Raw genomic sequence first — 20,673 nt, 5'->3', positions numbered from 1 at the left:
CTCTAGCGGGCATGCGTGTCGACCCTTCCGCGAGACACGGAGTCCCAACTAGGGTGCCAAGTGGGAGGCCTCGTCGGGCCTCCTTGCTTTTTTGTGACGTGTGTGAAGAACGGAGAGACCCTGTGGCTCGCGAATTCCAGGGAAAGATCGAACTCGACGTCCGCGACTCGGTGGCGGACTGGGATGCCTTCCTGCCGACCAAGGCCCCGAAGGACGCACCCAACGTGCTCGTCGTGCTCTACGACGACACCGGGATGGCCGCGTGGTCGCCGTACGGCGGGCGCATCAACATGCCGACGATGGACCGCCTTGCCGAGGGCGGCCTGACGTATTCGCAGTGGCACACCACCGCGCTGTGCTCCCCCACGCGCTCGACCTTCCTCACCGGTCGCAACCACCACCTCAACGGCTTCGCGACGATCTCGGAGTCCTCGACCGGCTTCCCCGGTTACAACTCGCACATCCCGCCGTCGAATGCGACGATGGCCCACGTCCTGCGGGATGCCGGCTGGTCGACGTTCTGGGTCGGCAAGAACCACAACGTGCCGATCGACGAATGGACCGCCGGCGCGTCCAAGAAGAACTGGCCGCTGGCGCAGGGCTACGACCGCTTCTACGGCTTCGTAGGCGGCGAGACGAACAACTGGTACCCCTCGCTGGCCGAAGACAACCACTACATCGACCAGCCCTACCTCCCCGAGCAGGGCTACCACCTGTCGAAGGACCTCGCCGATCAGGCCCTCAGGATGATCCGCGACGTCAAGCAGACCGAGCCCGACAAGCCCTGGTACCTGTGGTTCTGCCCCGGCGCCAACCACGCCCCGCACCACGCCCCGCAGGAGTACATCGACAAGTACAAGGGCAAGTTCGACGACGGCTACGAGGCCTACCGCGAATGGGTGCTCCCGCGGATGGTCGAGCGGGGCATCCTTCCGGCCGACACCGCGCTGACCGAGCTGAACCCCATGCCCGACGGAACGTTCAGCGACGCCGACGAGGTACTCCCATGGGACACGCTGTCGGACGAGCAGAAGGCGATGTTCAGCCGCATGGCCGAGGTCTTCGCCGGCTTCAGCGAGTACACCGACGCGCAGGTCGGCCGGATCGTCGACTACCTCGAGGAGTCCGGCCAGCTCGACAACACGCTCATCATCTACTGCGCCGACAACGGCGCCTCGGGTGAGGGCAGCCCCAACGGTTCGGTCAACGAGGGCAAGGTCTTCGGCGGCTACCCGGACAGCCTCGAAGACAACCTTCGCCTGGTCGACAAGCTCGGCTCGCCCGACACCTACAACCACTACCCCACCGGGTGGGCGGCGGCGTTCTCGACGCCGTACAAGATGTTCAAGCGCTACGTCTACCAGGGCGGCGTGTGCGACCCGATGGTGATCCACTGGCCGGCCGGGTTCACGGCGAAGGGCGAGGTGCGCCACCAGTATCACCACTCCACCGACATCGTGCCGACGATCCTCGAGGCGTGCGGCGTGGCCTTCCCCGACACCTACAACGGTGTCGAGCAGACCCCGCTGTCGGGCGTTTCGATGCGCTACTCCTTCGACGCCGAGGCGGACGGGCCCACGCAGAAGCAGACGCAGTACTACGAGATGCTCGGCAACCGGGGAATCTGGCACGAGGGATGGAAGGCAGTGACCGAGCACGGGCCCATGGCCGGCCGCAGCCGCTTCGACGAAGACACGTGGCAGCTCTTCCACACCGACGTCGACCGCGCGGAAGCGCACGATCTCGCGGCGGAGCACCCCGACAAGCTCGAGGAGCTCAAGGCGCTCTGGCTCGAGGAGGCGAAGGCGAACAAGGTGCTGCCGCTGAACGACCTGCAGATCATCGGCAACCCGAAGGACTTCGAGACCTTCGTTGCGATGGAGTTCCACCAGCCGGCACCGCCGTCGGGGCAGTTCGTCTACTACCCCGGCACGAGCGAGGTGCCGGAGCGGTCGGCGGCGAACGTGCACGGCGGGTCGTACAAGATCGCGGCCGAGGTGGAGTTCACTCCCGACACCGAGGGCGTGATCTTCGCGCACGGCTCGCGGTTCGGCGGTCACGCGCTGGTGGTCAAGGACGGCGAGGTCCACTACGTGTACAACTTCCTCGGGATCCCTCCGGAGGACCGCGTCTCGGCGCCCGCCCCCACCTCGGGCAAGCACATCATCGGCGTCGAGTTCGTCAAGGAGGGCACCGGCGACTACCGCGAGCCGAAGGGTCCCGTGCGGCTCTACATCGACGATCAGCAGGTCGGCGAGAAGCAGATCCGCACGGTGCTCGGCCACTTCTCGCTCTGCGGCGAGGGCCTCACCATCGGCCGCGACAGCGCCGACCCGGTGTCGTCGCTGTACGGCTACGGGTTCGACTTCACCGGCGGCGAGATCTCCAAGGTCGTGTTCGTCATCGCCGACGACGTGTACCTCGACCTCGAGGCGCACCTCGCGGCCGCCTACGCGCGCGACTGACCCGGACGAACGAGGACGGATGCTGCGGCCTCGGGTCGCAGCATCCGTCCTCTGTCGTTCGGTCCGGCGTGGAGTCCCGCCCAGCCGAGGGATCTCCGCCGAGACCGGGAACGTCGCCCTCGGTCTCGGCCCAAATCCCCTGCCTCGGGCAAGGCCGGGGAGCAGCGCGCACGGATGCCGCGGCCCAGGGCTGCGGCATCCGCTCTCTGTCTTCGCCCGGCGTCGTCTGCCGAACCAAGGGATCTCGGCCGAAATCGGGGACCTCACCCTCGGTTTCGGCGCAAATACCCGGGCTCAGCGAAGACGGCCGGGCGCAGATCACCCGAATGCCGCCGCCAGCCCCTCCTCGACGCTCGCGTGCACGCGGCCCGCGGCCTGCAGCCGCTGGTACCACGGCGTTCGACGCGCGACCGTCGCGGCCGTCTCGGGCAGACCCGCGATGTGCAGGACGACGCCCCGCTGCGACAGCTCGCGGTCGAGGTCCTCGAGCATGTCCAGCACCGTGATCGTGATGAGGTACTGCCGCTCGAGGTCGAGCACGACCGCCGCGGCGTCCCGGTCGGCGGCGAGCGCGAGGATCGCCTGCTCGTTCTCGAGCGCGTTCGCCGTGTACATGGCGCGGATCACGTGCAGGACCACCGCGTCGCCGCGCGAGTCCTCGACCTCGACCTTGGGGATGTTGAGCTCGCGCAGCACCATCACCAGGGTCACGACGACGCCGAGGAACACGGCGGGGAGAAGCCCGGCGACCAGGCCGATCACCGCGACGGCGACCGCGACCCAGAAGTCGCGCGGGCTGATGCGTCGCCACCGCATGAGCTCGGGGATGTCGATGAGGCCGATCACCGCGACGAACACCATGGCGGCGAGGGTCGCCTCGGGCAGCAGGCTGAGCACCGGCCCGAGGAACAGCGCGACCAGCACGGCGAGCGCGACGGTCACGAGGGTCGAGAGCTGCGTCTTGGCCCCGGCGCTCTGGTTGACGGCGCTCTGCGAGAAGCCGCCCGCCGCGGGCATCGTCGTGAAGAACGCACCGGCGACGTTGGCGGCACCGGTCGCGAAGAGCTCCTGGTTGCTGTCGATCTGCGGCTCGGTGGACTGACGGATGCCGCGGGCCACCGCCGCCGACTCCAGGAACGCCATCACCGCGATGGCCAGCGCGCCCGGCACGAGCGCCGGCAGGTGTGTGAAGTCCGGCAGGCCCGGCACCGGCAGTCCCGAAGGGACCGGGTCGATGAGGTCTACGCCGGCGTCGGCCAGGCCGGCGAACGCGACGAGGAGGATGCCGCCGACGACCACGATGAGGGTCCCGGGCACCTTGGGCGCGAAGCGCTTGAGCACGAGCAGCGTGGCGATCGACGCCGCCGAGAGCACGACCGTGGGCCCGTTGACACTGCCGAACGCCTCGCCGACGGCGACGAGCGAGCGGATGAAGCCGTGACCCGAGAAGTTGTACGTCTCGCCCAGGAGCTTGGGCAGCTGCCCGACCGCCACCGTCGCGCCGACGCCGATCTTCATGCCGAGCAGCGTCGCGCCGCTGATGTTCTCCACGAGCGAGCCGAGCGTGAACAGCCGGCACAGCAGGAGGATCGCCCCGACGAGGAGCGTCAGCATCATGAGCGAGCCGAGGGCGTCGTCGGCGCTCCGGGCGACCCCGGCCGAGACCAACGTGGTCGCGGTAAGTGTCGCGATCGTGGAGGTGGTCGAGACGCTCATCGCACGGCTGCCGCCGAGCAGGGCGTACACGAGCATCGGCACGATGCAGGTGTACAGGCCGACCTGCACCGGCAGGTTCGCGATCGTCGCGTACGCCATCGCCTGGGGCACGACGACGGCGCCCGCCGAGAGGCCCCCGATGATGTCGGGCGCCAGCCACTCGCGCCGGTACGCGGCGAAGGTCGGCAACAGCCACCGCGGGCGCGGCGCAGGTGCGGTCGTCGTCATGTGCCGAATCTAGCGAGGCCCGCCACTCGCACCGGTCCACCCGGGCCGTGGGGCACGCCGATCCGTCGCCACACACCGCGCACGCAGCATCCATCCGACAACGCGCCCCGGCTCGAGCGCGCCCGGGAGGCGTGCGACGCGCCGCGAAATCACGCGCTGTGAACGACGCGTCGCGGCGGTGGGCGGTGCCACACTTACCCCGTGGACTCCGGTTTCTTCGCCAACCTGACCTGGTCGCTCGCCGCGCTCGTGCACGCCGCGATCGTCATCACCGCGCTCATCGTCATTCCCCGGGGCCGAAAGCCCACGGCGGCGATGGCGTGGATCCTGCTCATCGTCGTGCTGCCGGGCGTCGGCGTGGTGCTCTACCTCGTCATCGGCAACTTCCGCCTGCCGGCGAAGCGGCGTGCCGAGCAGGCGCGCATCGACGAGATCATCCGCGGCAGAGTGACCGCGAATGCGCTGGACGAGACGGATGCCTCGTGGCCGCGCTGGTTCCAGCGTGTGGTGCAGCAGAACCAGAACCTGACGGCGCTCCCCGCCTCGGACGGCAACGAGGCGACGCTCCTGCCGCACTACCAGGAGTCGATCGACGCGATGGCCGCCGAGGTCGACACCGCGAAGGACTTCGTCCACATCGAGTTCTTCATCGTCGGGTGGGACGACACCACCCGCGGATTCTTCGCCGCGATGGAGCGCGCCGTCGCGCGCGGCGTCACGGTGCGTCTCCTGGCCGACTACGTCGCGACGAAGAAGGTGGCCGACAGCAAGAAGATGCTGGCCGAGCTCGACCGCATCGGGGTCAAATGGGCGTGGATGCTCCCGGTCGAGCCCTTCAAGGGCAAGTACCAGCGCCCCGACCTGCGCAACCACCGCAAGATCGTCGTGGTCGACGGCCGCGTCGCATTCATGGGCTCGCAGAACCTCATCGCCCGGCACTACGACTCGCCGAAGAACATCAAGCGCGGCCTCAAGTGGCAGGAGCTCATGACGCGGCTGACCGGGCCGGTCGTGGCATCCGTCAATACCGTCTTCCTGTCGGACTGGCTCATCGAGACCGGTGAGGACCTCTCGCAGACCGCCCAGGTGCCGCCCGCACAGCTTCCCGTCTCGACCGCGCCCGACGCCCTGCAGTGCCAGGTCATCCCGAGCGGGCCAGGCTACGACACCGAGAACAACCTGCGCCTGTTCCTGTCGCTCATCTACGGCGCGACCGAGAAGGTCATCCTGACGAGCCCGTACTTCGTGCCCGACGAGGCGATGGTCTACGCGATCACGAGCGCCTGCCAGCGCGGGCTCGAGGTGCAGCTGTTCGTCTCCGAGATCGGCGACCAGTTCATGGTCTGGCACGCGCAGCGCTCGTACTACCAGGTGCTCCTCGAGGCAGGCGTGCGCATCTTCCTGTACCCCGAGCCGTTCATCCTGCACTCGAAGCACTTCTCGATCGACGACGACATCGCCGTCATCGGCTCGAGCAACATGGACATCCGCTCCTTCAGCCTCAACAGCGAGGTCTCGCTGATGGTGCGCGGCGAGTCCTTCGTCGCCGGCATGCGCGAGGTCGAGCAGGCCTACCGCGACGCCGGCCGCGAGCTCACCCTCGAGGAGTGGCGCCGCGAGCCCGCCAAGGCGACCTTCCTCGACGGCCTGATGCGCCTCACCTCTGCGCTGAACTGACGTTCCTGGCGACGGATGCCTCGGCCCGAGGCATCCGTCCCCTCCGGTGTCTCCGCGGCCCGCCGTCCCCCGCTCCCGCGCTGCTTGCCGGCGTCTACTCGCGAACCACAGCATCCCTGCCGAAACCGGGGACCTCACCCCGCATCTCGCCGAGAACCCCCTGTCTCGGCGCCAGCGGACGGGAGCTGGCGGATGCTGCCCCCACCGTCCCATTCGCGAACCAAGGCATCCCGGCCGAGACCGGGGCCGTCACCCCCGGTCTCGCCGAGAACCCCCTGTCTCGGCGACAGCGGACGCGAGCGAACGGATGCTGCCCCCCATCGTCCCATTCGCGAACCAAGGCATCCCGGCCGAGACCGGGGGCCGTCACCCCAGGTCTCGCCGAAACCCCCGGGTGGCCGCCGCGCTCCCTGGAGCACCGGGCCGCGCCGCCCGCGCGCCCGCGCTCGAGTAGCTGGAGAGCCCTGAACCGTCGAGCCATGGCGTTTCCGCCGAGACCGAGGACGTCGCCTTCGGTCTCGGTGGGAATCCCCTGCCTCGCCGATCGGCTGCTCGGCGCGCGCCTCTCCTCCCCCGCGGTCCGCGCGGGGGCAATCGAGTCGACAGCCCACAACCGGGGCGGCAGACGCCACGCAGCGCAGCACGCACACGCAGGCTGGAGCGATGAACGCGAGCCCCGGTGCGACCTTGCTGCTCACCCGCGAGCAGCCGTTCGACGTCGCACGGCTCGATCGCGACCGACAGCTCCATCGCGTCCGCGCGGGGGCCTACGTGCGGAAGAAGGTCTGGGACCACCTCGACCCCTGGGAGCGCTATCGCCTGCGAGTGCTCGCCGTGGCCCGCACCTGGCAGTCGCCGGTCTTCTGTCTCGAGTCGGCCGCGGTGCTGCAGGGTTTGCCGATCTTCGGCGAACCTACGCACATCCATGTGCTGAGCGCGGGTGGCCGATCGTGGTCCGAAGGCGACGTGATCGTGCACGGTCACGTCGATCCTCGGGATGTGACGGGCGCCCTGGGCATGAAGGTGACAGCGCTCGGCGATACCGCCGTCGACCTGGCCCGCGTGCTTCCGCCGGCTTTTGCGCTCGCTGTCGTGGACGCGGCCGTCCGGATTCTGGAAAGGCGCGGCGAGAGCATCGATGTCAGCGAGCGCGGTCGCACACAGAGAAATCGCCGTGGGGTGCGTCAACTCGATTGGGTGCAGGCGCGTGCCTGTCCGGTCTCGGAATCGGTGGGAGAGTCGGTGAGCCGTGCCGTCATCGAATGGCTGGGATACGAGGCGCCGCTGCTCCAGAAGGTGTTCCACTACGAGGGCGAGACCGATCGCTCGGACTTCTACTGGCGCCGTCTGCGGATCATCGGCGAATCCGACGGCTACGGCAAGTACGACGCCGACGATCCCGAGGCGATGAAGGCACACTTCGTGGCGGAGAAGACGCGCGAAGACCGATTGCGCCGGTACGAGGGTGGCTTCGCACGGTGGGACTGGGCTGACACATTGCGGTTCGAGCCGCTGGACAAGAAGCTGCGGGCCACGGGGCTGGTGCCGGCGCACCCGCGGCAGTCGCTGATGCTGCGCACGCTTGCGCAGAATCCGCGGTCGTTCGCTCCGCGACCCAAAGCAGAATCGCCGAAACCGGGCGGGAGGTCCTAAGTCTCGGCTGGAATCCCCTGTCTCGCGGATAGCGGCCGCGCGAGGGATGCTGCTGCCCCGGGCGTCGACCTCGTCGAACCAAGGGATCTGCGCCGAACCCGATGACGTCACCCTCGGTATCGGCGGGAATCCCCTGTCTCGGTGCGAACGGGCAGCGGGGGCGCACGCATGGGGCGGACGGATGCCTCGGCCCGAGGCATCCGTCCGCCACCCGCAGGGAGCCGGCTAGACCTTGAGGTTCTGCCGGGGTACGACGACCTCGCGGATGATCAGCAGGATCGACGCCATCACGGGCAGGGCGACCAGGACGCCGACGATGCCGGCGAGCGCGCCGCCGGCGAGGGCGCCGATGAGGACGAGCGCGGCGGGGATCTCGATCGCCTTGTTCATGACGCGCGGGCTCACGACGTAGGACTCGATCTGGATGTAGACGAGGTACGCGACGAAGAAGATCAGCGCCTGCTCGGGGCTCGTGAACAGAGCGATGATCGACGCGAAGATCCAGAAGATCACCGAGCCGAACAGCGGGATCAGCGTCACCACGAAGGCGATGACGGCCATGAGTGCGGGGAACGGCAGCTGGATCACAACGTGGAGCACGAACACCACGGCCGCGTTGATCGACGAGAGGATGACCGACCCGATGAGGGCGCTGCCGACGGAGTCGGTGATGCGTTCCGTGAGGTCCGCGAGGCGCACGCGGCTGTGGGCAGGAGCGAGGTCGTAGAAGGCGCGCTTCGCGGCCGTCAGCGACGCGAGGAAGTACAGGGTCAGCGCGATGACGACGAAGCTCGCCGAGATCGCCGCGACGAAGCCGACGCCGACCGCCAGCACACCGCCGCCCAGTGCCGCGAGGGTCGACGGCGCCGAGATCCACGCGGCGATCTGCTCGAGGGCGCCGAGCACCGCGACCTGCGCGTCGGGGGCGAGCCGCGCGAACCAGTCGGACTGCGGGATGTTCTCGACGAGTTCCGGGATCGCCTGCACCAGCTGCACGATCTGGGCGATGACCGGCGGCAGGACGAAGACGAAGAACGCCACCGCGATGAGCGCGAAGCCGCCGAACACGATGGCGATGCCGGCGCCGCGCTTGACCTTGTGGCGCTCGAGCATCCGCACGATCGGGTCGAGGCCGATGGCGAGGAACATGCCCAGGATGATGTAGACGAGGATCGTCGAGATCGACCCGATGGCCGATCCGAGCAGAATCGCGCCCAGCACGCCGATGGTGACGAGGAAGCCGGTCGCGAGCGGATGGTCGAGCCCTGCCAGCACCTTGGCCAAGCGGCGGGGGCGCTCCTGCTCCACCGCGACCACCTGCTCGGCGGACACGGACGACGAGGCGAGGTCGGCGGGGTCGGTCATGCCCTAATAATGGGGCCTTTGAACGCCGGGGGAACAGTCCGACGCGGCACGGATTTTCCTTGCTCGTCTGCCGCGTTTAGGTAGTACGGTTCTGCCAGGGGATGACCGCGACAGCGTCGGCCCTTCGACAATTCGATTCCGACGGCTCGTCCCGTCGAGAAAGCTGGTGTGACATGGGTGGCGGCATCTGGGACTTCATCCTCTGGTTCTTCTGGATCTTCGTCTTCGTCGCGTACCTGATGGTGCTGTTCTCGATCATCGGCGACCTTTTCCGCGACGACTCGCTCAACGGCTGGCTGAAGGCGATCTGGATCCTGTTCCTGATCTTCGTTCCGTTCCTCACCGCGCTGATCTACCTGATCGCCCGCGGCAACGGCATGCAGAAGCGCTCGATCGCGCAGGCGCAGGAGCTCCGCGCCGCACAGGACGCCTACATCCGCCAGACGGCGGGCTCCGGCGGCTCCAGCGCGACCGACGACATCGCGAAGGCCAAGTCGCTGCTCGACTCGGGCGCGATCTCGCAGGCGGAGTTCGACGCCCTCAAGGCCAAGGCGCTGGCGGCGTAAGCCGGCACCGGAACAAGGAGAAGACATGACGACCTTCGACTACGGCCCGATCGAGTTCTACGCGATCGGCTTCGAGGGCGACCGCCCGGGTCCGGCGGTGCTCCAGGCGATCGACGACCTCGTCGCCTCGGGCACGGTGAACGTGCTCGACCTCGTGTTCGCCCGCCGCTCGCCCGAGGGCGAGATCGAGGTGCTCGAGCTCTCCGACACCGTCGATGACGGCGCTCCGGCGCTCGACCTCGCCGGACTCGCGGGCCAGGACGACATCCTGTACTTGGCCGAGAACCTCGAGCCGGGTTCGTCGGCCGCGATCCTCGTCATCGAGCTGCTGTGGGCGAAGTCGTTCGCCGCGGCGCTCTACGACGCCGGTGGCGCGGTCATCGCCCGCGAGGGCATCCCGGCACCGATCGTCAACGCGTTCCTCGCCGAGAACGCGGACTGAAGGAGGAAAGACACATGCCACTCGGAAGAATGGGCCGTCCCGGCCTGATCGGCATGGCCGCCCGCACCGCTGTCGTCGCCGGCACGGCGACGGCCGTCTCGGGCAGCGTCGCGCGCCACCAGCAGCAGAAGTACTACGACCAGTCGCAGCAGCAGGCCTACGAGGCCCAGGCTCAGCAGGCGGCCATGGACCAGGCGGCGGCGCAGGCCGTCGCCAACGCCCAGGCCGCCCAGGCTCCTGCGCCGGCTGCAGCGCCCGCTGAGGACGACATGATGGCCAAGATCACGCAGCTCGCGCAGCTGCACGCTCAGGGCATCCTGTCGGACGAGGAGTTCGCGGCGGCGAAGGCCAAGCTGCTCTCCTGACACGCATCGTCGAGAAGGCCGCGTTCCCCGCCGGGGACGCGGCCTTCTTGCGTGCGAGGGGGACGGATGCTGCGCCCGCCGGCGCGAGGGATGCCTATGGTCCACCGCCGCCTCGCCGAGGCAAGGGATTCCGGCCGAAACCGAGGGCCACGTCCCCGGTCTCGGCGCAAATGCCCGGGCTCGACTCGAGAACGCCGCTGGTCAGCCGCCCGGGCGGTCGTCGCCGCCGTCGCCCAGCGGCCCGGGTCCGCGCTCCGGCCCCGGCGCACCGCCCTGCGCGGGCGGCGGGGTGGGCGCGTCGAGCCTTTCGATCAGCGCGCGCAGCTGAGCGCGCGTCGCGGGCTCCTCGTCGTCGTGATCGCGCGCCGCACGCTCGAGCACCCAAGAGGCAAGCGTCGCCGTGATCACCCCGGCTAGCGCGACCCCGCCGAACATGAGCCCGACGCCGACCCATCGGCCGGCGCCCGTCACGGGCGTGTAGTCGCCGTAGCCGGTCGTCGTGACCGTCACGCACGACCACCAGATCGCGATGTCGAACGTCGTGATGTCGGCGCCGGGCGCATAGCGCTCGGCCTCGAGCACGGCCAGCGACGCGATGTAGATCAGGATGAACGACGCGCCTACGCCGTAGACCAGGATCTGCGTGCGCAGCACACCGCCGGCTGTCGTCTTCATCCCCGGGATGTGCGTCAGGAACCGCAGCAGCCGGACGAGCCTCAGCACCGGAACAAGAGCGAACGCCAGTGCGGGCAGGTGCCTGCGGAACCACAGTCGCTTATTGTCGGCGAGGCTCAGACGCACCAGATAGTCGGCGATGAACATCGCCCAGGTGACGAGCACCACGACTGTGGCGATGGTCCAGGCAAGTCCGTGCAGGTCGCCGATCACCCGCCATGAGTAGGCGACGAGGTACGCGAGACTCGCGATGATCAGCGGAGTCTGGGTCCGCTTGTGCCAGGTGTGCTCGTCCACAGCCGAATCATGGCGCATGCCGCTCCGCGCTGGGCGTGGACGCGCCCCACGGCGCGGGATCGTGTCGCCTCCGATCCTCGCGATGGTGACGACCTGCCGATATCGTGTGCCCATGCCCGGCCCCTCCACCCCCTCGCCCGCACCGGCTACGCCACCCGGACCGCAGCTCACCGTCCGCCGGCTGGTGCTGCTGTCGATCCCGGCGATCCTCATCGGCGTGCTCTCGGCCGTCAGCCTCTGGGGCCTCAACCAGATCGCCGACCAGCTCGAAACCGGGCTCTGGACGAACCTGCCGAAGTCCCTGGGGATCGATTCCGATTCTCCGTGGTGGATCTTCGCCGTGCTCACCTTCACAGGAATCGCGGTCGGGCTCGTGGTCTGGCTCGTGCCGGGGCACGCCGGGCCGGACTCGGCCACGACCGAGCTCGCGGCCACCCCTCTGCCGCTGTCCGTGCTGCCCGGCCTCGCGGTGGTGGTCATGCTGAGCCTCGCAGGTGGCGTGAGCCTCGGGCCTGAGAACCCGATCGTCGCCATCAATGTGTCACTCGCCGTCGCCATCATCGCCCGGATGTCGAAAGCGGTGCCGCCCGCCCTCATCGGCGCGCTGGCCATCTCGGCGACGATCGGTGCGCTGTTCGGTACGCCCGTCGCCGCGGCACTCGTCTTCACCGGCATGGTCGGCGAGTTCAAGATCGGCGGCTCGCTGTGGGACAAGCTCTTCCTCCCGCTTGTCGCCGCAGGCGCCGGCTCGGTCACGACCTACCTTCTCGGCGGCGGTTTCGGAGCGAAGTCGCCGTTCGACCCGTACGGCGGCCCGCAAGCGTTCGATCTGCTCACCGGGTCGCTGATCGCGTGTGCGGCGGCCGCCTTCGGCCTCGTCGGCATCTATCTCTTCCCGCTGGTGCACCGCGCGTTCCACGCGCTGCGGCATCCACTGCTCTTCACTGCGCTGGGCGGCGTGGTACTGGGCCTGCTGGGCGCGATCGGCGGACCGATCACCCTGTTCAAGGGCCTCGACCAGAGCGCCGAGCTGCTCGCCGACCCGAGCGCCTACCCGCCAGGCCAGCTCGCGATCATCCTGCTCGTCAAGATGGCGGCGCTCGTCGTCGCGGCATCCGCGGGATTCCGCGGCGGCCGCATCTTCCCCGCAGTCTTCCTCGGCGTGGCGGCGGGACTGCTGGGCGGCGCGCTCATCCCCGGCCTCCCGCTCTCGCTCGCCGTCGCGTGCGGCATCCTGGGCGTGGTCCTCGCGATCGCCCGCGACGGCTGGGTCGCGCTCTTCGTCGCTGTCGCCCTGGTGGACGACATCACCGTGCTGCCGATGCTCTGCATCATCGTGCTGCCCGCCTGGCTCGTCGTCACCTGGGCGCGCGAGATGCTGATCACGCCGGACGACCTCGCTCGCGAGCGGCCCGGCGCACGCCTCCCGTGGGAGCCGGCGAGCTCAGTGCGCTGAGATCGGCTGCGGCCGCGAGTCCTGCTGCAACGCGGCCGCGTTGCGGATGAACAGCACGATCCACGTGAACACCAGGATGCCGGCCACGAGTTCCACGGCGGTGAGCGTGTAGTAGCCGATGAAGAAGAACACCGCCAGCAGCAGGGTGACCCCGAGGAACAGCCAGCCGAGCACGACGAAGGCCCGCGAGATGCCGGTGATCCACTTCGGAAGCGCGATGACGAGCACGCCGAACGCGGCGACCATGCCCGACGCGACGCCGGTGTGCAGCGCGAAGAACCTGTCGACCGGGAAGAGGCCGACCATGCCGAGGAACAGGCCGAGCACGATCAGCGTCACGCGCACGCGGCCGATGCCCTTCGGGTTCGCCGTCGGGATGCCGCGCGTCGAATAGCGGGCGAGCGTCGTCACGAGGAAGCCGGCGACGATGATCGTGATGTTGAACGCGAACGCCGAGACATTCGACGACATGCCGAGGGCGCTCAGGTTGTCCTTCCACCAGTCCGGGTCGCTCGCGGTCAGCATGCTGGCGAGGACGCCGAACACCAGGAACACGGCGAGCACGACCGCGAGCAGCTGCAGGTCCATGTGCGTGGCGGAGTAGAACGCGATGTAGCCGCTCATCGCGGCGGTGGCACCCGCGAGGAGCAGCACCGGCAGCGCGAAGACCGTCGCGCCGATGAAGGCCTGCTCGAGGATCACGGCGAGCAGCGTCCAGCCGAGCAGCGCGATCACGCCGTGCGCGAAGGCGAGTGCCGCGACGTCGACGTAGTCCAGTACGCGGAGGCGCTGGCCGCCCTCGTGACGATGCACGACGAACCGGCCCGCGATCACGGCCAGGAAGGTGACGACGCCGGAGGCGATCGCGGCGAACTGGCCGACCGAGCCGGGACCGGAGATCGGCGCGGCCTGGAACTGGAACACGATCAGGGAGACCAGGGCGACGAGGACGAACGAGATCGCGCCGACACCGAGGGCGAGCGACTCGAGCGATCGCTCGCTCGACGCGTCGAAGACTCCCCCGCTGCGGCGAGGCGAGGAGGGCTGCTCGGGAGTGGGTCGATCGAGCGAAGTCTGGGTCATCGGGGGCTCCGGGAGGACTCGGGTGCTGCGGGCGAGGGGTGGATCAGGAGTCGGTGAGCGACTCGCGGGCGGCGGATGCCGGTGTGGCCGTGCGGTCTCCGGACAGCCACCGCAGCCATAGTGAGCCAGGGTCGCCCTCGAGCACCAGCGTACGGACGAACAATGTCAGCGGGATCGAGAGGATCGCACCCAGCGGGCCGATCACGAACGTCCAGAACACGACCGAGAAGAAGCTCAGTGTGAGGCTGAGGTCGACCGCGTCGCTCACGAACTTCGGCTGCACGAGCACCTGCAGCACCACGTTGACGACGCAGTAGATCGCGATGACCGCGAGGAACATCGGCCAGCCGCCCACGACGAACGCGAGCACCGCCGGCGGGATGAGGCCGAGCACGAATCCGATGTTGGGGATGAAGTTCGTCACGAACGCGAGCACGGCCCACACGATCGGCGCGGGCACGCCGAGGGCCCAGAGCGCCAGGCCGTCGATGATCGCGACGATCGCGCCGAACGACGCGTTGACGACGTAGTAGCGGCGGACACCCGTGTTGAGGCGTCCGATCCGGGCGAGCACGGGGCGACGGCCGGCGCCGAAGACCCGCTCCGCGTCGCGGTACCGGGCGGCATCGGCTGCCGTGAAGATGATGTACGAGACCACGAAGAAGAGGGCCGTGACGACCCCGATCACGGTGCCGCCGATGCTCCCCACGAGCCCCAGCAGCGCCTTGGGGTCGAGCACCGAGGCCGCAGCATCCGTCGCCTGCTGATCAAGGCCGACGGACTGGAGCCACGCCAGGAAGTCGTCGAGGCTGCCGCGCAGCTGGTCGAGGTAGTCCGACACGAGGCCCGCGAACTGTACGCCGGCGACCCACAGCAGGACGCCCATGATCGCGAGGACCAGGTAGGCGAGCAGGATGACAGCGGTCGTACCCGCCCAGCGGGGCCAGCCGCGGCGCTCGAGCGGACGACGGACGGGCTCGCAGATCACGACGAGGACGATGGCGAGCGCCAGCGGACCGATCAGGCTCCTCGCGAAGTACACGCCGGCGAGCACGACCACGCTGGCGGCGAGCACGAGGAGCACGCGAAGGCTCGGCGAGATCGCAGGTGGCGGAGCGGGCGGCGCGGCGCGGGTCACGGCGTCAGGGTACCGCTCTTCCAGGCGGCCACCGCGCAGTGCCACACTGGGCCCATGTCTACGATCGATGCTTCGCCCATCGGCCGCACGTGGGCCCCTCTGCCGTCGTACGCCGACCACATCGCCGATGGCCGCGCCGCCCGCGAGCACACTCCGCGGGAGTCGCTCGCCGAGCTGCCGACGAACGACCGCGACCCGATGGGGATCCTCGACGCACAGGACGCGGACCGGGTCCCCGAGCTCGTGCCTGTGCGCACCGAACGCATGGCCGCGAGCGCCTTCGCCTTCTACCGCGGGACGGCCGCGCTGATGGCCGCCGACCTGTCGCGTTCACCGTCGAGCGGCGTGAGCGTCGGGTCCTGCGGCGATGCGCACGTGTCGAACTTCGGCCTGTACGCGTCGCCGCAGCGCACCCTCGTGTTCGACCTCAACGACTTCGACGAGTCCGCCTGGGCGCCGTGGGAGTGGGACGTGAAGCGCCTGGTCACCAGCATCGTCATCGCCGGGCAGTCGACCGGGCGCGCCGACTCCGTGGTGCGCGAGGCATCGCTGGACGCGGTGCGCGTCTATGCGCGTGCGATCGGCACGGGCGCAAAGCGCAGCCCGCTGAAGCGCTACTACGACCGCTTCGACGCCATGGCCGCCGAGCGAGCCGTGGACGCCGACACCCGCGCCGCCATCGACTCCGCGATCAAGGAGGCCGAGAAGCGCACCGGCGCCCGCGCGGCGAAGAAGATGACGCAGGTGGACGCGGAGGGCAGGGTCGTCTTCGTCGAAGCGCCACCGACGATGACCCACATCGACGCTCAGTCGGAGGAGCGGGTCCTCGGCGTCTTCGACCAGTACGTGCAGTCGGCGAACATCGACATCCGCGCGCTGCTGCAGAAGTACCGCATGTCGGACATCGCCCTGCGCGTCGTGGGGGTGGGCAGCGTCGGCACACGGTGCTTCGTGATCTCGATGCAGGACGGCGATGACGGCGTGCTGCTCCTGCAGGGCAAGGAGGCCGGCAAGAGCGTGCTGATCCAGTACGGCAAGGCCGAGCAGCCGGACGTCGTCACGCGGTTCATCGACGAGTACGGCGACGGCGGCCGCGTGGTGGGCATGCAGCGCATCCTCCAGTCGGTGTCGGACCCCTTCCTCGGCTTCGTACGCCGCACGACGTACGGCGCCCAGCGTGACTTCTATGTCCGTCAGTTCCGCGACAAGAAGGGCGGATTCGACATGGACGAGCTCGACGACTCCGCGTTCCTCTGGTACGCCGACGCGTGCGCGGCGACGCTGGCCCGGGCGCACGGCCAGTCCCCCGCTTCAGCCGCCGTGGCGGGCTACGTCGGCGGCGGCAAGGTCGCGGGTGAAGCGATTCTGGAATGGGCGCACGCGTACGCGGACCTCTCGCGCGCGGACTGGGAGCTGTTCCGCACGCACCGCGGCGTCGACGCGGCGAGCTGAGGCTCAGCGGCGGCTCTGCAGCCGCAGGCGCAGCGACGCGACGAGCATCTCGAGACCGATCTCGAAGGCGGCGTCGCTGCGCTCTGCGCCGTGCGCGGCATCCGTGATCAGTCGTCCGAGCGTGGCGGTCGGCACCGTCGGCTGCCAGATCTCGTCGGGCGATGCGAGGTCGAGGCCGAAGCCGATCGCGTATGCGTCGACGATGGCCACGATCGCGAGCACCTCGTCGTCGGGCACGCCCGCGTCGACGAGCGCGGTGGCGAGCCGGTCGTAGCTGCCGATGACGCCCGGATCGGTGATCGTCTTGCCGACCATGAGCGGCACGATCAGCGGGTGGTCGGCGTACAGGTGACGCAGACCCCGCACCGTCCCCGTGACGATCTGGTCCCACTCCCCCGTGATCGGCTCCGGGAAGTACCTCGCGCCGAGCCGTGAGCGCATGAGCTCGATGATGGCGTCCTTGCCGTCGACGTGGTTGTACAGCGACGACGGCGTGACCCCGAGCTTGCGGGCGAGGGCGTTGACCCCGAACGTGTCGCCGGAGTCGGCGAGGTCGATCGCGGCGTCGGCGATGAGATCGACCGACAGCAGGTTCACGCGAGGACGCGGCATCCGTCTCCCTCCATCCCGGTCAGCCTAGCTTCGGCGGGTCTGCCGAAATCGGGGCTTCCCGGATCCGTCACACGCGTGCAACAATAAACGAATACCGTTCGTTTACCGGCCAGGCTGGCCGGGTGTCGCACACCGTCGTGCAGAAACGACAGAAGGATCCCGTATGAACGACCTCACCGCTCGCGTGCCCCTGCGGTTCCCGACCGCAGCCGCGACCTTCGCCATCGGCATCGCCGGGTACCTCGGCGTCAACCTCTCGCCGTACATGATCACCGCCCTGCAGACCGGGTTCGCCGTCGACGTGCTCACCGCGAGCTGGATCGTCACCGCGACGCTGCTCGCCACCGCGATCACCGGCCTCGCCACCGCGCCGCTGTGCGCCGGGGCGCATCGCCGCACGATCGCGCGCATCGGCCTGGCGGCCGGGCTCGTCGGGTTCGTCGCGGCGGCGCTCGTCCCGTCGGCGGGCGTCGCGATCACCGGGCTCCTCGTCGGCGGAGTCGGCGCGGGCTGCGCGGTCGCCGCCGCCGGAGCCGCTCTCGCCGCATTCCGCAACCCCGACCGCGTCGCGGGCTTCAACGGTCTCGCGAACCGCGGAGTCATCACCATCGTGCTCGCGGTGATCCCGCTCATCGGCCTCGCTCCCATCGACGTCTTCGGCGCCCTCGCACTGTTCTGCCTGGTCGGCCTGCTCGCGGTCGGCTGGCTTCCGGTGGCCCCCGTCATCGACCCGCAAGCCGGCGCTGCGGTGCCCGAGGCCATGCCGGTCACGGTCCCCGAGACGGGCGTCGTGCAGAGCGTCCGCGCGCGCACCGCCTCGCGCACGGTCACGATCGCCGGCTTCGCACTGCTGGTGACCTTCGCCCTGTGGGCGGCGAGCGAGGACTCGTTGTGGGCCATGGCCGGAGTCATGGGCGGCGAGCAGGCGGGACTCACCCCCGAGGGTCTGGGTCTCGCGCTGAGCGGCGCGACCGCCGGCGGGCTCGTCGGCTCCGTGCTGCTCATGATCGTCGGCAACCGGCTCGGCCGCGCTGTCCCCCTCGTGGTGCTGCTGGTCGCGGGCGGCGCGCTGAAGATCGCGCTCGGCTTCGCGGGCGACCAGACGGCGTTCATCACGCTCTTCATCGTCTGGAACACGATCTACGCGATCGCCTTCATGTACTTCGTCTCCACCTCGGCCGCCCTCGACGCGGACGGCCGCTGGTCAGGCCCCCTCCTCGCGGTGTACCTCGTCGGATCGGCCCTCACGCCGGTCATCGGCGCGGCGCTCGTCGAGGCGTTCGGCTACCAGGGATTCACCGTCGTGCTGGGCGTGGCGAGCTTCGTGCTCGCGATCCCGGCGGCGATCGTCGCGGCGATCTCGACGAGGGTGGAGAAGGATGCTGCGGCCGAAGCCGCTGTCGAGACCGTTGCCGCAGAGACCGAGGAGCTCCACGCATGACCGCCACCATCTACACCGGAGGACGCATCTTCACGGCCGGTGCGGAGCCGTGGGCCGAGGCCCTCGTCGTCGCCGGCGACGGGGTCGTGTTCGCCGGCGACACGGAGGGCGCCCACTCCGCGGCAGGCGCGGAGGCCGCCGTCGTCGACCTCGACGGCCGGCTGCTGCTCCCCGGATTCACCGACGCCCACACGCACCTCGTGATGATGGGCGAGGCCCTCGGGCGGGTGGGGCTCACCGACGCCCGCACGCTCGCCGACATCCAGGAGCGCCTCCGTGCCGCGCGGGCGGCGCAGCCGGACGCCGCGCGCGTGCTGGGCCGCGGGTGGCTGTTCGACTCGGTTCCCGGCGGCAAGCCCACGGCCGTCATGATCGACGCCGCGGTCGCGGACGTGCCGGTCTACCTCGACGCCAACGACTACCACTCGTGCTGGGTGAACTCGGCGGCCCTCGCCGAGCTCGGCATGACGCGCGACACCCCCGACCCGCTGGGCGGCAGCATCGGCCGCGACGCCGACGGCGAGCCCGACGGCATGCTGTACGAGACGGCCGCGCAGACGCACGTGTGGGCATTCCTGGCGGCGCAGACCGACGATGCCGCACGCGACGCCGCGGTCGAGCGGACGCTCGCCGCCTACGCCGCCACCGGCGTGACCGGAGCGGTCGACATGGCGTTCGACGACCTCGGGCTCGCCGCGTTCCAGCGAGCGGCCGAGCGGCGCGGCGGGCACCTTCCTCTACGCGTCGCGGCCCACTGGTTCGTCGAGAACACCGGCGACGAGGCGGCGAACCTCGCCCAGGTCGCCCGTGCCGCCGAGCTCGCCGAGACGGTGCGCTCGCCCTGGTTGCGGATCGTCGGCATCAAGCTCGTGATCGACGGCGTGATCGATGCGTGCACGGCCGCGATGCGGCATCCGTATTCCAACGGCTCGAACGCGGATCCCATCTGGCCGCTCGCCGACATCACCCCGGTTGTCCTCGCCGCGGATGCGGCGGGCCTGCAGGTCGCGCTGCACGCGATCGGCGATCTGGCCAGCGACATCGCCCTCGACGCGCTCGAGCACGCCACCGCGGTGAACGGCGACCGCCCGCGTCGTCACCGCATCGAGCACCTCGAGTACGCCTCGCCCGGCACGGCCGAGCGCATGGCGCGACTCGGGGTGACGGCATCCATGCAGCCCGTGCACGCCGACCCGGCCATCTTCGACAACTGGGCCGCGATGCTCGGCGACGAACGCGTCGACCGCGCTTTCGCGTGGCCCGAGTACGTCGACGCCGGCGCTCTGCTGGCCTTCTCGACCGACGCGCCCACGGCGCCGCACGAGGCCCTCCCGAACATGTACATCGCGGCGACCCGGTGCTCCGCGCTCGATGACTCGTTCGCCCCGCGGCACCCGCACTTCGCGTTGCCGCTCGCCCAGGCGCTCGGACATGCGACACGGGATGCTGCCGCCTCCGTGGGCGACGGTGCGACGCGCGGACGGCTCGAGGCGGGACTCGCCGCGGACTTCGCGATCGTCGACGCCGACCCGTTCGCCGACGGTCCCGAGTCGCTGCTGACGGCCCGGGTCGTGCGCACGGTGGTCGCCGGCGAGACGAGGTACGACGCCGGAGTGCTCTGAGCGCTATCCGGTTGCCGGCGGGTGCGCGACGAGCCACTCGTTCGCGGCGCGCTTCGTCACCTTGAGCAGCCACGCATCGGTGATGACCTCGCGCAGCTGCTCGAGGTCGATGGCGTCCAGGCGCACGAGCACGGCCGGGTAGCCGTCGAAGTGCGGGATCGTGAAGAACGCGTCGGGGTACGTCTCGAGCAGCGCCTCCTTGACCTGCGCACCGTCGGTGCGCACGCCCACGACGTCGCCCGGCGGCCACTCGCGCCCGAGCGCGTCGAGCTGATCGAGGTCGCGCCCGCTCGGGCCACGCTGCCACACGAAGAGGCCGGCGGGCGTACGCCATCCCGCCCCGCCGCGGTGCCCGTCGACGCGCTCGATCACGCCGGGGAACCCGAGCGCGATGACGCGGACGTCGTCGAGGGTCGCCAT

The 20,673-nt window shown here is 69.7% G+C and carries 17 protein-coding genes; 10 read left to right on the top strand and 7 right to left on the bottom strand.

Annotation, left to right across the window (positions count from 1 at the left end; translation table 11 throughout):
* Window positions 1-122 precede the first annotated feature (122 nt).
* The gene (locus tag ACFC1K_RS03195; RefSeq protein WP_375870396.1) at window positions 123-2,465 is read left to right on the top strand and encodes an arylsulfatase; all 2,343 of its coding nucleotides are present in this window, start codon (window positions 123-125) and stop codon (window positions 2,463-2,465) included.
* 318 nt (window positions 2,466-2,783) lie between these two features.
* Here the strand turns inward: ACFC1K_RS03195 and ACFC1K_RS03190 are convergent, their stop codons facing one another.
* The gene (locus tag ACFC1K_RS03190; RefSeq protein WP_375870395.1) at window positions 2,784-4,409 is read right to left on the bottom strand and encodes a SulP family inorganic anion transporter; all 1,626 of its coding nucleotides are present in this window, start codon (window positions 4,407-4,409) and stop codon (window positions 2,784-2,786) included.
* A 201-nt stretch (window positions 4,410-4,610) separates the two neighbouring features.
* Here ACFC1K_RS03190 and cls point away from each other — a divergent pair, with 201 nt between their 5' ends.
* Together cls and ACFC1K_RS03180 are read left to right on the top strand one after the other, a co-directional pair.
* A complete protein-coding gene (gene cls / locus ACFC1K_RS03185) occupies window positions 4,611-6,086 on the top strand; it encodes a cardiolipin synthase (RefSeq protein WP_310286556.1) in 1,476 nt (491 codons plus the stop codon).
* 663 nt (window positions 6,087-6,749) lie between these two features.
* Window positions 6,750-7,739: a hypothetical protein gene (locus ACFC1K_RS03180; protein ID WP_375870394.1), complete on the top strand. Its 990-nt coding sequence runs from the start codon at window positions 6,750-6,752 to the stop codon at window positions 7,737-7,739.
* A gap of 225 nt (window positions 7,740-7,964) precedes the next feature.
* Here ACFC1K_RS03180 and ACFC1K_RS03175 read toward each other — a convergent pair whose 3' ends face one another.
* Entirely contained in the window at window positions 7,965-9,104 is a 1,140-nt protein-coding gene (locus ACFC1K_RS03175) for an AI-2E family transporter (protein WP_375870393.1), read from the bottom strand.
* 173 nt (window positions 9,105-9,277) lie between these two features.
* Here ACFC1K_RS03175 and ACFC1K_RS03170 point away from each other — a divergent pair, with 173 nt between their 5' ends.
* From ACFC1K_RS03170 to ACFC1K_RS03160, 3 genes are read left to right on the top strand one after another with little or no spacing between them, the layout of a single operon-like run.
* The gene (locus ACFC1K_RS03170) at window positions 9,278-9,670 is read left to right on the top strand and encodes an SHOCT domain-containing protein (RefSeq protein WP_310286559.1); all 393 of its coding nucleotides are present in this window, start codon (window positions 9,278-9,280) and stop codon (window positions 9,668-9,670) included.
* 25 nt (window positions 9,671-9,695) lie between these two features.
* On the top strand, window positions 9,696-10,112 hold the full coding sequence (locus ACFC1K_RS03165) for a DUF6325 family protein (RefSeq protein ID WP_310286560.1): 417 nt from the start codon (window positions 9,696-9,698) through the stop codon (window positions 10,110-10,112).
* Between the two features lie 29 nt (window positions 10,113-10,141).
* A complete protein-coding gene (locus ACFC1K_RS03160) occupies window positions 10,142-10,477 on the top strand; it encodes an SHOCT domain-containing protein (protein ID WP_310287831.1) in 336 nt (111 codons plus the stop codon).
* Window positions 10,478-10,678: 201 nt separating this feature from the next.
* Here the strand turns inward: ACFC1K_RS03160 and ACFC1K_RS03155 are convergent, their stop codons facing one another.
* A complete protein-coding gene (locus ACFC1K_RS03155; RefSeq protein ID WP_375870392.1) occupies window positions 10,679-11,449 on the bottom strand; it encodes a potassium channel family protein in 771 nt (256 codons plus the stop codon).
* Between the two features lie 112 nt (window positions 11,450-11,561).
* Here ACFC1K_RS03155 and ACFC1K_RS03150 point away from each other — a divergent pair, with 112 nt between their 5' ends.
* Window positions 11,562-12,905: an ion channel protein gene (locus ACFC1K_RS03150; RefSeq protein ID WP_375870391.1), complete on the top strand. Its 1,344-nt coding sequence runs from the start codon at window positions 11,562-11,564 to the stop codon at window positions 12,903-12,905.
* Here ACFC1K_RS03150 and ACFC1K_RS03145 read toward each other — a convergent pair.
* Both ACFC1K_RS03145 and ACFC1K_RS03140 read right to left on the bottom strand, forming a co-directional pair.
* Window positions 12,894-13,988 carry a DUF998 domain-containing protein gene (locus tag ACFC1K_RS03145; RefSeq protein WP_375870390.1) on the bottom strand — a complete coding sequence of 365 codons (1,095 nt, stop codon included), beginning with the start codon at window positions 13,986-13,988 and terminating at the stop codon, window positions 12,894-12,896. The genes ACFC1K_RS03150 and ACFC1K_RS03145 overlap by 12 nt on opposite strands.
* Window positions 13,989-14,031: 43 nt before the next feature.
* Window positions 14,032-15,126 (bottom strand): AI-2E family transporter, encoded by a 1,095-nt coding sequence (locus tag ACFC1K_RS03140; protein ID WP_375870389.1) that lies wholly within the window; start codon window positions 15,124-15,126, stop codon window positions 14,032-14,034.
* 54 nt (window positions 15,127-15,180) lie between these two features.
* On the opposite strand from ACFC1K_RS03140, the gene ACFC1K_RS03135 reads away from it, so the two are divergent.
* A complete protein-coding gene (locus tag ACFC1K_RS03135; protein ID WP_310286566.1) occupies window positions 15,181-16,578 on the top strand; it encodes a DUF2252 domain-containing protein in 1,398 nt (465 codons plus the stop codon).
* 3 nt (window positions 16,579-16,581) lie between these two features.
* On the opposite strand, the gene ACFC1K_RS03130 is transcribed toward ACFC1K_RS03135, so the two are convergent.
* Complete coding sequence (locus ACFC1K_RS03130; RefSeq protein WP_310286567.1) at window positions 16,582-17,190, bottom strand: TetR/AcrR family transcriptional regulator C-terminal domain-containing protein; 609 nt, start codon at window positions 17,188-17,190, stop codon at window positions 16,582-16,584.
* A gap of 163 nt (window positions 17,191-17,353) precedes the next feature.
* On the opposite strand from ACFC1K_RS03130, the gene ACFC1K_RS03125 reads away from it, so the two are divergent.
* Window positions 17,354-18,631 carry an MFS transporter gene (locus ACFC1K_RS03125; RefSeq protein WP_375870388.1) on the top strand — a complete coding sequence of 426 codons (1,278 nt, stop codon included), beginning with the start codon at window positions 17,354-17,356 and terminating at the stop codon, window positions 18,629-18,631.
* Entirely contained in the window at window positions 18,628-20,253 is a 1,626-nt protein-coding gene (locus ACFC1K_RS03120; protein ID WP_375870387.1) for an amidohydrolase, read from the top strand. Before ACFC1K_RS03125 ends, ACFC1K_RS03120 begins: the two co-directional genes overlap by 4 nt.
* A 3-nt stretch (window positions 20,254-20,256) precedes the next feature.
* Here ACFC1K_RS03120 and ACFC1K_RS03115 read toward each other — a convergent pair whose 3' ends face one another.
* Window positions 20,257-20,673 (bottom strand): MmcQ/YjbR family DNA-binding protein, encoded by a 417-nt coding sequence (locus ACFC1K_RS03115; protein WP_375870386.1) that lies wholly within the window; start codon window positions 20,671-20,673, stop codon window positions 20,257-20,259.

Source organism: Microbacterium sp. NPDC056057, assembly GCF_042266945.1.
In the GTDB taxonomy this organism is placed as follows: Bacteria; Actinomycetota; Actinomycetes; order Actinomycetales; family Microbacteriaceae; genus Microbacterium; species Microbacterium trichothecenolyticum_C.
This window is presented reverse-complemented; position numbering and strand designations above follow the sequence as displayed.